This window comes from Drancourtella massiliensis (assembly GCF_016900655.1).
Classification (GTDB): Bacteria; Bacillota; Clostridia; order Lachnospirales; family Lachnospiraceae; genus Sellimonas; species Sellimonas catena.
Map to the genome: position 1 here is coordinate 19,522 of NZ_JACJKH010000020.1, position 12,005 is coordinate 31,526.

General features: G+C 46.7%; 14 protein-coding genes. 1 reads left to right on the plus strand and 13 read right to left on the minus strand.

Annotation, left to right across the window (positions count from 1 at the left end; translation table 11 throughout):
• Positions 1-189: 189 nt before the first annotated feature.
• From H6A32_RS11125 to H6A32_RS11180, 12 genes are all read right to left on the minus strand, one after another.
• Positions 190-372 (minus strand): DUF4250 domain-containing protein, encoded by a 183-nt coding sequence (locus H6A32_RS11125; protein ID WP_330616926.1) that lies wholly within the window; start codon positions 370-372, stop codon positions 190-192.
• 16 nt (positions 373-388) lie between these two features.
• Positions 389-946 (minus strand): 5-formyltetrahydrofolate cyclo-ligase, encoded by a 558-nt coding sequence (locus H6A32_RS11130; protein WP_204864361.1) that lies wholly within the window; start codon positions 944-946, stop codon positions 389-391.
• Complete coding sequence (locus H6A32_RS11135) at positions 912-1,145, minus strand: DUF896 domain-containing protein (RefSeq protein ID WP_087168924.1); 234 nt, start codon at positions 1,143-1,145, stop codon at positions 912-914. The genes H6A32_RS11130 and H6A32_RS11135 overlap by 35 nt, the downstream gene beginning before the upstream one ends.
• Before the next feature lie 18 nt (positions 1,146-1,163).
• Positions 1,164-1,547, minus strand: coding sequence for a hypothetical protein (locus H6A32_RS11140; RefSeq protein WP_087251974.1), 384 nt, complete (start codon positions 1,545-1,547; stop codon positions 1,164-1,166).
• 47 nt (positions 1,548-1,594) lie between these two features.
• Positions 1,595-2,407 (minus strand): pyridoxamine kinase, encoded by an 813-nt coding sequence (locus H6A32_RS11145; protein WP_138372684.1) that lies wholly within the window; start codon positions 2,405-2,407, stop codon positions 1,595-1,597.
• 11 nt (positions 2,408-2,418) lie between these two features.
• Complete coding sequence (locus H6A32_RS11150) at positions 2,419-4,068, minus strand: putative polysaccharide biosynthesis protein (protein ID WP_204864362.1); 1,650 nt, start codon at positions 4,066-4,068, stop codon at positions 2,419-2,421.
• An 11-nt stretch (positions 4,069-4,079) separates the two neighbouring features.
• The gene (gene ybeY / locus H6A32_RS11155) at positions 4,080-4,601 is read right to left on the minus strand and encodes an rRNA maturation RNase YbeY (protein ID WP_204864363.1); all 522 of its coding nucleotides are present in this window, start codon (positions 4,599-4,601) and stop codon (positions 4,080-4,082) included.
• 1 nt (position 4,602) lies between these two features.
• Positions 4,603-5,613, minus strand: coding sequence for a PhoH family protein (locus tag H6A32_RS11160; RefSeq protein ID WP_087168929.1), 1,011 nt, complete (start codon positions 5,611-5,613; stop codon positions 4,603-4,605).
• Positions 5,576-6,811 carry a sporulation protein YqfD gene (locus tag H6A32_RS11165; protein ID WP_204864364.1) on the minus strand — a complete coding sequence of 412 codons (1,236 nt, stop codon included), beginning with the start codon at positions 6,809-6,811 and terminating at the stop codon, positions 5,576-5,578. The genes H6A32_RS11160 and H6A32_RS11165 overlap by 38 nt, the downstream gene beginning before the upstream one ends.
• A complete protein-coding gene (gene yqfC / locus H6A32_RS11170) occupies positions 6,805-7,137 on the minus strand; it encodes a sporulation protein YqfC (RefSeq protein WP_242960197.1) in 333 nt (110 codons plus the stop codon). Before yqfC ends, H6A32_RS11165 begins: the two co-directional genes overlap by 7 nt.
• Positions 7,138-7,210: 73 nt before the next feature.
• Positions 7,211-7,702: a pyridoxamine 5'-phosphate oxidase family protein gene (locus H6A32_RS11175; RefSeq protein ID WP_242958869.1), complete on the minus strand. Its 492-nt coding sequence runs from the start codon at positions 7,700-7,702 to the stop codon at positions 7,211-7,213.
• A gap of 40 nt (positions 7,703-7,742) precedes the next feature.
• Positions 7,743-8,654: a tRNA dihydrouridine synthase gene (locus H6A32_RS11180; RefSeq protein ID WP_138372686.1), complete on the minus strand. Its 912-nt coding sequence runs from the start codon at positions 8,652-8,654 to the stop codon at positions 7,743-7,745.
• A gap of 99 nt (positions 8,655-8,753) precedes the next feature.
• Here H6A32_RS11180 and H6A32_RS11185 point away from each other — a divergent pair, with 99 nt between their 5' ends.
• Positions 8,754-9,584 carry a polysaccharide deacetylase family protein gene (locus H6A32_RS11185; RefSeq protein WP_204864365.1) on the plus strand — a complete coding sequence of 277 codons (831 nt, stop codon included), beginning with the start codon at positions 8,754-8,756 and terminating at the stop codon, positions 9,582-9,584.
• An 80-nt stretch (positions 9,585-9,664) separates the two neighbouring features.
• Here the strand turns inward: H6A32_RS11185 and H6A32_RS11190 are convergent, their stop codons facing one another.
• Positions 9,665-12,004 carry a L,D-transpeptidase family protein gene (locus tag H6A32_RS11190; protein WP_204864366.1) on the minus strand — a complete coding sequence of 780 codons (2,340 nt, stop codon included), beginning with the start codon at positions 12,002-12,004 and terminating at the stop codon, positions 9,665-9,667.
• Between the last annotated feature and the right edge of the window lies 1 nt (position 12,005).

Genomic DNA, 12,005 nt, shown 5'->3' on the forward strand with positions numbered 1-12,005 from the left:
CCTCTGAACATGAAGTTTTCTTTTCTTCGGGATTCCGAAACAGAATTCGTCTCGGTCTCAAATAGATAAATATAGAAAAATAGATCAGGGCAATGATCTGCCCCTGTTAGAAATGTCTAAAGTATAGCATGCCCTCCGCAAAAAAGCAAGAAAAAAGACTGCCTATTTTGCAGTCTTCCTTTTGCTTTCTTATACAAATTGATTCCGCTTCGGATCGTACTCATAGTCGATTCCGGAAAGCGTGCTGCAAATCCAGTCTTTTCCAACTTGAAGATCTTCGCACAGCGCATCCAGAGTCGGATAAAAATCCCGCAGTTTCATATTTATGGTTCCAAGAAGCATCACTGGATCTTTTGGCAGGTCTGCCATCATCTCTCACATCCTTTTCTTATTCGTAACAATGCTGATCGGTAACTATGATCCGTGGCCGGATATCATACGGTCCGGCGGGTATCTGTTCCACAATCTGCTCTTCAAAGCAGACTGCCGCAGTCTCAAGGCCCGGATGGTTTGCCAGATACCGGTCGTAAAACCCGCCTCCATAACCGATCCGGTTTCTGTTCCTGTCAAAAGCCGCTCCCGGAAGAATTACAAGCGTCTGCTCCTGTGGGTCTTCTTCAAAGGCAGGGCACTCCGATCCCGGTTCCTCGATTCCAAAACATCCCTGTTCAAAATCTTCCCATGTCCGGACCAGAAAAAACTCCATTGTCTTTCCTTCCACACGGGGACAATAGACTCTCTTTCCCGTCTTCCAGGCCTGTTCCATCAAAAGAGTAGTCTCTGCTTCAGACCGGAAATGGCGGTAAATTAAAATAGAGGACGCCCCTGCAAAACAGGGCATCCCGCAAAGCCTTTTTGCAATCCGGATACTTTTTTCTCTTCGCTGTTCTTCCGGTATCCTGTCTCTCCTATCAAGAACCTTTTTTCTGATTTCTTTTTTTTCCATATTTTTCACCAAGATTAACAATCGTACCGTCTTTTTCTTTGATTGAAATATTGTTCAGCTGTCCTCTGAGATTTTCACGAAATGATTCGATGTATTCCTGACGCAGAATTTTCTGCTCTTTCTTCTCCTCCTCAGTCAGCCCCTCTGCTTTTGACTTATGGTATAGCTCATTGATTCTTCTGATTTTTTCTTCTTTCATCTTTTTGTACCTTTCCCGTCAACTGGAGTAATTTTCCAGAAATCCGTACAGTTTTTCCACTGTCCGGATTTCCTTTCCCTCCTGAATTTCCTGCCTGATATCTTCAGGCAGATCTTCTACAACAATATTGGTATATTCATAAATCGTTTCTTTATCTGATCTATATACGGCGACAAATCCGTTCAGATCCATAAGGTAAAAAACTTCCCCTTTACTGACATCACCTTCCGCCGCCACGGCGTCCTCCTCTTCTTCTTTTACAGATTTCATGATTTCCTGTTTCAGTCTTGCTTCCTCTTCTGCCTGTCTTTTTGAATACTGAAAGCTGAACTGATAGGCCGCGCCGATCAGCGCAACGCAGCCGAGAAAAAGGACGAAAAGTCCGATACTGTATTTTTTCATAGAAGCACACTCCTTTTTTTATACAGTATCTGCCTTCTCGCTGAAATTTATACAAGTTTTCCCAGAAGACGTTCAAACGGAAGTCCTGCGCGTTCTTCGCCCGCTTCCACTGCTTTCGCCCTTAAGCAGTCCGCAACAAATGCATGGGCCTTCCGCGCAGAAGCCTCAAGCGAAACGCCGCCAAGGAGAGTTCCGCATAGTACCGCGTCAAACAGATCCCCGGTACCATGAGAATGATACGGAATCTCCGGCTCTTTGCAGATTTTCATGTTATTTCCTTCCAGAACCGCCATGCCGATCTCATCTTCTCTTGCTTTTGTTCCGGTAATGACACCGTCTTTCATGCCCATTTTCCGAAGTTTCTCCACAACTTTTCCCAGTCCTTCTTCCGACTGACATTCGGAATAGGGAATTCCGCTCAAAAAGGCCGCTTCCGTCAGATTCGGAAGCAGAAGATCCGCTTTCCCAAGAAGGGGAAGCAGGGCTTCCTTATATGTTTCATCAAAATTAGAATAATATTTTCCGTGATCCCCCATAATCGGATCCAGAATCACCAACGGCCTGCAATCCATCTCCAGAAGTCCGGAAACGGTCTGTGCCATTTCCGTATTTCCCAGATACCCGACAAAAATACAGTCAAACCGGATCTGTTCTCTCTGAAAATGTTTAAGGCTTTCTTCCAGATACGTCCCCGGTACCGGAAGCATTTCCGGCCTGCCGAATCCTCCGGTATGGGTTGACAGCAGCATGGTCGGAAGCGGACATACCTCCATTCCCATAACACTTAAAACCGGAATCATATTCATCATGGCCGCTTTCCCGACCGAGCACAGATCATGGATCAATAACACTCGTTTCATCTCGTGCACCTCTATTTTAACAAATGTGCTTTCTGCAGAACTGCCGCAATTTTCGCGCCCTTCGGAAGTGCAAGAATCTCCGCTTCTGTCAGTCCGCCGATTGCAAGGAGGCTGACCGCATAGATGCAGACTCCAGCCACAATCGAAATGACCGTTGCAACAGCATCACTGATCACAAGAGCCAGTACAAACTGAAGTACGAAAACAACGACCCCCATAATGACAGCAGCTACTGCCGGGTATACAAAGGTCCGTTTCTTTTCCTGTACGTATCCGACCGCTTCCCGAAGATCATGTGAATTTAAGATGCACATGGCAAGACCAAAGATCACCTTACTTGCAACAACTGCATAAATGCTCCAGTGGAAAAATACAAGCATGATAAACAGGGAAACAACATGAATCACAAGGGAAGTCGCCGCATTTTTCACCGGTGACATCATCTTGTTGACTCCCTGCAGCACTGCATTGGTCAGAGTAGATGCCGCATAGAAAATGATCGAAATTGCACCGATCCGGAACAGATTTGCTGCCACTGTATTATCAATAGATCCCCAGATCAGATCCAGCATCGGCTTTGGTATTACGATAAACGCAACTGCACTTGGCACTGCAATCAGCATGGTTACGCGCATTGCCATCTCAATCTTCTGATGCACCTGCTCCCGGTTTCCGTTCTCGTATGCACGTACAAGCGGCGGTACAATCGATGAACCGAGCGCATTAGCCATGAAAAGCGGCACGTTAAACAGCGTATAGTACTGTCCCAGACTTCCAAGCAGATCCGCGCAATGCTCCTCTGAAAATCCCTGTGCGGACATAATGCTGCTGAACATGGCGCTGTCAATCACATTCTGAATATTGTATACGGTAGAGCTTAAAATAACCGGTGCGATCGTAAGAATCAGCACTTTGAAAATAAATCCGAAGCTCTCCAACTCCACGGTTTTGTCCCGTCTGATTTTATTCCGCAGTTTTCCGCGATACGCATAGAAAATCAGCACAAGGAAAATCAGTGCGATCAATCCTCCGGCAATAACGCCAAGTGTAGCACCTGCAGCTGAAAAAGCCGGCCCGTAAAGATCATCTCTTTGCTCAGAGCCTACGGTTTTCCCGTACTGAAGCAGAATATATGCCCCGATGATACTGACAATCGCATGGACAACCTGCTCCAGAATCTGTGATACCGCTGTCGGCACCATGGATCCGCGCCCCTGGAAAAATCCTCTTAAAACTCCCATCACGGAGACAATGACAAGTCCAGGTGCCAGAACCCGGAGCGCGTAGGCACTCATGCTCATCTTCATAACCCCGCCTGCAAGAACATCTGCTCCAAAGAAAATAATCAGACTGACAACTCCACTTACCACTAATGTCAACAATAATGCCGATTTAAAAATCCGGAACGCATTTTTTTCCTGATTTTTGGAAAGCCTTGCGGAAACAAGTTTGGAAACCGCAAGCGGCATACTGTAGGATGTAAGAATCAGTGCAATACTGTAAATCTGATAAGCAACCTCGTAGAATCCCTGACCGGTCGTCCCCATAATATTGAGCAGTGGAATCCGGTAGATCATCCCTATGATTCTGGAAATCATTCCAGCCGCCGCAAGGATTCCGCCTTGTACCAGAAATTCATTTCCGTTCTTCTTTTTACCCATAAAACACCCCGCTATTTCGTTTCGTCTTTTGCAGTTCCTGATCTGGAGATGCCGAGGCGCTCCAGAATTTCATTTTGCTTCTTTTCCATAATAACCCTCTCCTGCTCTTCCATATGGTCATATCCGAGCAGGTGAAGCATGCTGTGCGCAATCAAAAAGGCGTACTCCCTCAAAGGAGAATGTCCGTATTCCTCTGCCTGTGAGAGTACTTTTTCCTTTGAAATCACAATATCTCCAAGAAGTGCTTCCCCGGTTTCCGGATGAAAGCAGTCCGGGCGCTCTTCCAGAAAATCGAATTCTCCCGCTGTTTCATAATCAATCATCGGGAAAGACAGTACGTCTGTCGGTCGGTCAATTCCTCTCTGTTCCCGGTTCATTTCCCGGATTGATTCATTATCGGTGAGCAGGATTTCTACTTCCGCTTCATATGGGAACCCCTCATAATCAAGAGTTTCCTCCACCACCTGCTCTGCTGTTTTCCGGCAGTCCACCGGAAGTCTGATTTCTGATTCTTCTTCTAAATATATCGTCATATCAACCTCTGTGTCTTATACTTTTTCTTCTGTTTCCACGCTTTCCGCTCTCTTCTTTTTTCTCGTAATTCTCATATGCCTTTACAATTTTCTGAACAAGCGGATGTCTTACAACATCCCTGCTGGTCAGGCGGCAGACGCTGATCCCTTCCAGTCCGTTTACAACTTTGACTGCCACATCAAGGCCGGAAGTCTGTCCGGACGGCAGATCCTTTTGTGTCTCGTCACCGGTAATAACAACCTTTGATCCGAACCCGATCCGTGTCAGGAACATTTTCATCTGGGCCGGCGTTGTATTCTGCGCCTCATCCAGAATGATAAACGCATTGTCAAGTGTACGTCCTCTCATATAGGCAAGCGGAGCCACTTCAATGAGTCCTTTCTCTGAATTCTTTACAAAGCTCTCTGCCCCCATGATCTGATAAAGCGCATCATAGAGCGGCCGCAGGTACGGATCGATTTTGCTCTGCAGATCTCCCGGAAGAAATCCAAGTTTCTCTCCCGCCTCGATTGCCGGACGGGTCAGAATGATCCTTCCCACTTCATTATTTTTGAATGCTGAGATTGCCATTGCCATTGCGAGGTAGGTCTTCCCCGTACCGGCCGGTCCAAGTCCAAAGACAATCATATCCTTTTTTATTGCATCCACGTAGTTTTTCTGCCCCAGAGTCTTCGCCTTGACAGGCTTCCCCTGAACTGTATATGCGACAACCTCTTTATCTATTTCCAGAACATCGCCCTTTTCATCATCTTCCATAGCCAATGAAATGAGATAGTCTACATTTTGTTCTGTGATCACATTTCCCCGCCGGGACAGCTCCAGCAGCTTTTCCAGAATCTCTTCTGCTTTTCTGGTCCTTCCCTCTTCACCCATGATTTTGATCTCGCCGTTTCTCTCGATCAAAGTCACATGGAACGTGCGTTCAATTTTCTTTGCGTAGGCATCCAGCTGACCGAACACATTTGCCTCATGCTCAGCTGGTATCTGCATTGTTCTCTCCAAGATTCCCATGTTCTGTCTTTCTTTCCTTTCCGCATGATTCCAGAAGAATCAGTGTTCCTTTTGCTTTTGCACTTTGCGTGTCCTTGTATATTTTAACATCATTCTCCAGAATTTGAACCCCTTTTTTTCTTAAATCCTTGCAGAAGCGTTCAAATTCTCTGCTTAGAATCTCCTGACATTCCTTTTTTGTATAGGTTTTCTTCACTTCCCGATACTGTTTCTCCTCCCGGACGCCAAATGAAAACGGGAGAGGAAAGCTTTTTGAAAACTGAGGGAGGACCTCAAACGAAAAGATTTCTTTTTTCTCCCCTGCTTCAACTTTCTGTCCCAGAACGTATTCTTTATTCGAGAAACGTAAGAACACCTGACGTTTCTTCCGTTTTTCATATCTCTTTACCGTATAGGATAAATCCAGCGTATCTTCATATGCTTCTTTTGTCTCCATCCGGATATCCGCATCCGCATTCTGGTACTGATATCCTACGACTTCCTGACTGTCATTTTTGATCTCCACACGTCCCGACACAAGAATATCTCCGGTTTTTACTTCATCTCCGGCATGAACCTTCGGAACACCGGACCTGGTGACAATCTCTTTGATCACGCCGTCCTTTTCAGCGATGAGATCGGTTCCTTCCTCTGTCATTTCCTCTTCCTCAATCTCTCTGGAATCACTGTTTTCCTTAACGTCAATCTGGATTTTACTGCCCTTCAGAGATGCCGACACCCAGATGACATCATCGTACTCTTTCCGGATCATCCGTGCAATCCCGGCACAGTCCACAGAAGAAGCCGGCATTCCGCAGTGCACATCCTGTTTTCTTAAAAAAGCCAGAATGGTCTCATCCGTCCGGACATGATTTCCGCTGATCTCAATATTCCATATAAAAAGGGAAAGGATATATACGAGCAGAACGCAGCCCGCTGCTCCGGCAAAAAAAATCTTCCTTTTGCGGTGCCGGAAAAGGAAAAAAGGAAGTCCGATTTTCTCTATGATTCGTAAATTCGTGCCGGTTTTTCTGAGAATCGGTTTTAGTTTCTTCATGCCGGCTATCGTAATATTCATGTCATAAAAATTGCGGCCCGGCAACAGTCCCCAGACCGGAATCTTCTTGTATTTGCACAGATTCAGAAATCGTTCAGGAGAATATCCGGTGATCCGTATCCGGACATACCCTTTCACATACCGCAGGATCCGTGTCAGCAATGTGCATCCTCCTTCTTTTCAAACTCTACTTTCCAGATCTTCCCGGTAATTTTCATTTCATCGTTCATATAGTATTCTATGCACATTCTTTTTCCGATAATCCGGATCGTTCCGGATTTTGTTTTCACACGGATCAGTTCCTCCGTATATTCCAGAATCCCTCTATAATTTTCTATACAGATTTCACACTGTCCGGTCAGATGGATCAGCGGAAGCCCCATGATCACGTCTTTTGGTGCATCTGCAGTCTCCGCGATCTTTTTGCGGATCACGTCCCCTCGTGTCTCTTCCTGCCTGGTCTGGTCTCTTCGTCTGCTTCCCATCATGCTGCCGCACACCTTGCTTTTCTAGCAATATATGCGGCAGTCTCCAATCCTATACACCATCTGTTTCCAAAAGCTACTGTGCCTTTCTCTCCTTCCCGGTAAAAGAAAGGACCTCAATGCAGTACACATCCGCCGCTTTCAGCAGATTTTCATCAAATTTTAATTCTGCCTCCGGCGCCAGATGCTCCATAATCTTTTCGAAGCCGTAACGCTTTTCGCTCTCCGACTCCAGCTTTCTGATCTTTCCTGTCCCCATAATACTCTGGTAGGCATATGAATAGGAACAGGTATAATCTCCACGGATCACCCCGCCTTCCCGGTCAAGTTCCAGCGCTGCTACCGGCTCTTTTGCAAAAGCCTCTGCTTTCCTCCCCTGAGCCGCGGAATGAAAATACAGTTTCCAGTCAAGTGTCCCGTCTTCTTTCTCCAGTAATTCATATCCATAATTCACCGGCACAATAAACATTCCTTCTTCATCCGCCGCGCCGATTCGTACAACACTGCATCCGTCAATCAGGTCTCTTAAAACCTCTTTGTCCCGAATCTCTCTTTTCTTTAATCTCATAGTCCGCATCCTGTCTTCCTCCTTTTTTTCTGATCATCTTCTATTCAAAATGCAGAAGCTCCGCATATTCTTTCAACGTATTTGTTCTGTAAATCTTCTGAATCATTTCCCGTTCTTCCCGGTGTACCAATGCACGGTATGTCCAGAATTCTTTCAGTCTCGACAGCACATGCCGCTCCTCCTGGATTTCTTTCTGATATGCGAGATAAAGCTCATACTGAAGCTCCATCCAGGTATGGGCCGGCCTGTGGTTTTGTTTAATTTTAGATAACAAAAGCGGATCGCCAAGTATTCCTCTCCCAAGCATCACCGCATCGCTTTGTGGAAATTTCTTCTCCCAGTCTTCGTACTGTTCTTTCGTAAAAAGATCGCCATTATAACATAATGGATGTCTGCTTTCCTTCATTGCATACCGGTAAACTTCCCGGTGCGGGCTGCCTTTATAAAATTCTTTCCCGGTACGTGGATGGAGAATCAGCTCCTCGAGCGGATACTGATTATACAAATCCAGCAGTGCTCCGAACTCCTCCACATCCCTCACTCCGATTCTGCTTTTAATGGAAATCCGGATATTGGATTTTTCAAAAATTTCATCCAGAAATCTGCGCAGACCGTCCGGATCCGCCAGAAATCCTGCTCCCCTTCCTTTCGACACCACACAGCGGGAAGGGCAACCCAGATTCAGATTGATCTCCTCATATCCAAGGCTGCCAAGATACGCCTCTGCGCTCAGGAATTCTTCTGTTTTATTTGTCAGGATCTGTGGAACCGCATACATTCCTTCATTATTTTCCGGAAGTACGTCCTGTCGCTGCCGTTTGGACAGTTTTCCATTCTCATTTGGCGTAAGAAAAGGGATAAAATATTTATCCATCGGTTCAAACAGCTTATGATATGTTCTTCTATAGATATGATCTGTGATCCCTTCCAGGGGAGCAAGATAATATTTCATGTTCGTGTATTCCTTTCTCTTTTCCTTTTCTGAGCCTGCTTCTATTTTCTTTTAATTCATCATACACTGAAACCAACAATATTTTCGGGAATCAAAACTATGAAACATGCTCCTGAATTAAAAAAAGCATTGCTTCTTCTCCTGCTTTTTGTAGCCGCCTACTGCGCCGGAACCGGCATCGGATTTCTTATTTCCTCCTTCCGGGAAGCCCCGGCCCGGGAGACGTCTGCCGAAGCCTCCGGGAACTGGGGATTAAGCTTTCCAAACGAAGGAGAACGTCCCGTCGGCAATGCTGATATTTCCGAGCTCTCCGCTCTGAATGCCGCGTACTGTGAAGATACGGATGAAAAAGTCATCTACCTGACTTTTGACTGCGGATATGAAAACGGAAATACGGAAGCAATCCTTGATGCCCTGAAAAAGCATGACGCTCCCGCGGCTTTTTTTATTGTAGGCACCTTTCTTCGTGACAATCCGGACATCGTAAAACGGATGGTCAAAGAAGGGCATACAGTCGGAAATCATACGTGGCATCATCCGGATATGTCCGCCATCTCTACAGAAAGCGCTTTCCGCGAAGAACTGGAAAGCGTAGAATCTCTTTTTGAAGAGACAACCGGACAGAAAATGAGCCCGTATTATCGACCTCCGCAGGGGAAATTCAGTACCGCAAATCTACAGATGGCAAAAGAGCTGGGATACTCTACCTTTTTCTGGAGTCTCGCCTACGTAGACTGGTACGAAGACGACCAGCCCACCAGAGAAGAAGCATTTGAAAAGCTGCTCGGACGTATTCATCCCGGCGCAGTCGTTCTTCTCCACAACACGTCTTCCACCAACGCGCAGATTCTGGATGAACTGCTGACCAAATGGGAAGAAATGGGCTATCACTTTGCTCCGCTCTCACAGCTTGTAGAAAATCAGCTTTAGCAGAAGAGGGATATGGTCTTTGAACCGTATCCCTCTTTCTTATTCATATTACTTTTCCATTCTGCCCAACCAACGGATCATCAGATCGTCGGGTCGGTCGGATCCCAGTTCTGATAAGCCGGAATCTTCGCATATACCGGTTTTCCAAGCGGTCCTGCTGCAGAACTGTTGTAAATGGTGACTGTTGTGCCGGAAGCACAGTTGTCATAAATCCATTTCGCGTCAATGGCTCTCAGCCGGATACATCCGGAAGATGCCCATGTTCCAAGTCTGTTGTACTGATTCGGCATCATTGTCCGGTTGTTGAAATGTGTGTATGGAAGAGAATGGAACAGGATGTGGCCTGTAATTCTCGTACACCATTGGCCCTGAGCCCCATACAGTGCATGCCAGCGATATTTGTCAGAGGTATGGAACGTACCGGTCGGCGTTCCTGCTCCCGGTGAACAAGCAAATGCCACAACCGGGATGATATATCCTCTGCTTCCATCTTTTGCATAAACTGTCACGCAGCTCATCTGTTTGTTAATCTTGATCAGATAAGAGGACTGCTTTCCGATGATATTACGGATATCTGTCTGTCTGACACCGGACTTATAATAATACTTATATCCGTTTTCGTAGTACCATCCATTCTTACTCTTCACAAATGGACGCGACGTGGAACCCGGTGCTGTCGCTCCTTTCTTTACCAGACGGATCTGTACTGCCTCCAGGCGGTAGCTGCATCCTTCGGTACCGGCGCTTGCACCGTTCTTTGCCCATCCGAGCCAGCCATACTGCTGCGCATGAACGCGGTAATAAATGTCAAAGTACTTTGCCATATTTCCTGTCAAGCGAATCTGAATCGCTTCCAGACGAAGACTTTTTCCCGTTGTTCCGCTTAAAGCGCCATTCTTTTTCCAGGATGACTCCCACCCAAGATTCTGAATATGGGAACGATACTCAATATTTCCGCTGATATCCTGATTTGCCAGACGGATTTTGATGGATTCCATGCGTTTATACTGTCCGACGGTTCCACCTGTGCCCCCATCTTTCACTTCGCTTTTCCAGCCGTCATTCTGTACATGTGTCTGATAATATACAGATGGAAGCTGATGGAATGCAGATGCTGTACTTCCCGGCGCCGCTTTTCCTTTTACGACCAGTACCACCTGGAGTCCCTCCAGCCGATAGCCAAATCCGGCTGTCCCTGCACTCTCGCCATTTTTCGCCCAGCCAAGCCATCCAAACTGCTCCGCATGAACCCGGTAATACACATCAAAACGCTGTGCCATTTCTCCGGTCAGACGGATCTGAATTGCCTCCAGACGGAGAGCCTTTGCAGTCGTTCCGCTCATAGCTCCGTTTGCTTTCCAGGATGATTCCCATCCAAGATTCTGAATGTGGGAACGGTATTCAATATTCCCGCTGTATGCCTGATCTGTCAGACGAAGCTTTACAGACTCCATTCGTTTGTACTGTCCAACGGTTCCGCTGATGCCACCGTTCTTTACTTCTTTCTGCCAGCCGATTGACTGAACATGAGACTGGTAATAAACCGACGGGCGTTGCCAGAATGCATCGGCCGTACTTCCCGGCGCCTGACCTCCCTTTTCCACAAGGACAATCTGAATGCCTTCCAAACGGTAACTGAATGCTGCTGTTCCGGCACTTTCTCCATTCTTTGCCCAGCCGAGCCAGCCAAACTCCTGTGCATGAACACGGTAGTAAATATCATAATGCTGTGCCATCTCTCCGGTCAGACGGATCTGAACCGCCTCCAGCCGCAGTCCTTTTCCAACTGTACCGCTTGCAGCACCGTCTTTTGCCCATGCGGATTCCCATCCAAGATTCTGCACATGGGAACGGTATTCTACGCTGCCTTTGTAAGACTGATCCTCCAGACGGATTTTGAGCGTTTCCATTCGCTTGTATTCTCCGACCGTTCCGCTTGTAGCACCGTCCTGTACTTCATCCTGCCAGCCGTCTGTCTGAATCTGGGACTGATAAAAGATATGCGGCGTGCTGACTTCTTCTGTTTCCTCCGCCTGCACCTGCGGCACTTCCGCTGCTTCTGATTCTTCAGATACTGCTTCTGATTCCGAAGCAGTATCTGTCTGGTTTTCTATATTTTTCACCGGTTCCTGCACATCGATGTCCGAATCAGTCTCTCCGGTTTCTTCCTGTTTATCCGCTACGGACTGGTCACCTGTCTCCCCTGCAGGTTCCACCGTCTCTTCTGCCTGACTGTCTTCGGATTCAATCAGAATCTCCTGCCCGCTTTCTGCCGGATTTTCAGCTTCCTGCTCTGATAAAACAGCTGTATCTGTTGTATTTACGGACGAATCAGCTGCCTGTACTGAAAAAGATCCCATTATCATTGTCAGGCTTAAAATAACTCCGGTCATTCTTTTCATGACCTTTTTTACATTCATA

What these genes read in the sequence shown, in the direction of transcription:
- H6A32_RS11125 (WP_330616926.1), bottom strand. Translation starts at nt 372, where the DNA reads ATGATGGCAGACCTGCCAAAAGATCCAGTGATGCTTCTTGGAACCATA.
- H6A32_RS11130 (WP_204864361.1), bottom strand. Translation starts at nt 946, where the DNA reads ATGGAAAAAAAAGAAATCAGAAAAAAGGTTCTTGATAGGAGAGACAGG.
- H6A32_RS11135 (WP_087168924.1), bottom strand. Translation starts at nt 1,145, where the DNA reads ATGAAAGAAGAAAAAATCAGAAGAATCAATGAGCTATACCATAAGTCA.
- H6A32_RS11140 (WP_087251974.1), bottom strand. Translation starts at nt 1,547, where the DNA reads ATGAAAAAATACAGTATCGGACTTTTCGTCCTTTTTCTCGGCTGCGTT.
- H6A32_RS11145 (WP_138372684.1), bottom strand. Translation starts at nt 2,407, where the DNA reads ATGAAACGAGTGTTATTGATCCATGATCTGTGCTCGGTCGGGAAAGCG.
- H6A32_RS11150 (WP_204864362.1), bottom strand. Translation starts at nt 4,068, where the DNA reads ATGGGTAAAAAGAAGAACGGAAATGAATTTCTGGTACAAGGCGGAATC.
- ybeY (WP_204864363.1), bottom strand. Translation starts at nt 4,601, where the DNA reads ATGACGATATATTTAGAAGAAGAATCAGAAATCAGACTTCCGGTGGAC.
- H6A32_RS11160 (WP_087168929.1), bottom strand. Translation starts at nt 5,613, where the DNA reads ATGGGAATCTTGGAGAGAACAATGCAGATACCAGCTGAGCATGAGGCA.
- yqfC (WP_242960197.1), bottom strand. Translation starts at nt 7,137, where the DNA reads ATGATGGGAAGCAGACGAAGAGACCAGACCAGGCAGGAAGAGACACGA.
- H6A32_RS11175 (WP_242958869.1), bottom strand. Translation starts at nt 7,702, where the DNA reads ATGAGATTAAAGAAAAGAGAGATTCGGGACAAAGAGGTTTTAAGAGAC.
- H6A32_RS11180 (WP_138372686.1), bottom strand. Translation starts at nt 8,654, where the DNA reads ATGAAATATTATCTTGCTCCCCTGGAAGGGATCACAGATCATATCTAT.
- H6A32_RS11185 (WP_204864365.1), top strand. Translation starts at nt 8,754, where the DNA reads ATGAAACATGCTCCTGAATTAAAAAAAGCATTGCTTCTTCTCCTGCTT.
- H6A32_RS11190 (WP_204864366.1), bottom strand. Translation starts at nt 12,004, where the DNA reads ATGAATGTAAAAAAGGTCATGAAAAGAATGACCGGAGTTATTTTAAGC.